The following is a 417-nucleotide window of genomic DNA, read 5'->3' on the forward strand; positions in this document are numbered from 1 at the left end:
AACGGCATGACCGCGTCCGCAGACAGCTGCGGCTCGGGCATCATCGCCAGCTCGAACGAGGGATCCTCCGAGATCGCATCGGCCTCCTCGTTCTCGATCCACGAACCCGACGGCAAGAACAGTCCCTCGCCTCGGGCCCACAGGCCCTGGGCGTCACGGAACTCCATGGCCTCGACACCTTCGAGGTAGTAACCGCGCTGCCCGAGGTCCCAGAGAGCGTTGGCGGCCTCGCGGACGGCCTCGTGCCCCCACGCACCTTCCTCGAGCAGGTCGATGGAGAGCAGCACCTCCGGCCCGGCCAGCTTGGCAGCCATCGTCAACAGCGGCCAGCTCATGTACCGGGGCGCGGTCACGCCCTGGTAGATCCAAGGAGCGATGCCCATGTCCGCGGCATCCGCGCAGACGTCGAGCATCTCC

General features: G+C 67.6%; 1 pseudogene. It reads right to left on the bottom strand.

Annotation, left to right across the window (positions count from 1 at the left end):
- Positions 1-417: pseudogene (locus tag ELR45_RS36060) on the bottom strand (N-acetylglucosamine/diacetylchitobiose ABC transporter substrate-binding protein); the annotation flags it as partial.

This window comes from Phytoactinopolyspora endophytica (assembly GCF_004138495.1).
Classification (GTDB): domain Bacteria; phylum Actinomycetota; class Actinomycetes; order Jiangellales; family Jiangellaceae; genus Phytoactinopolyspora; species Phytoactinopolyspora endophytica.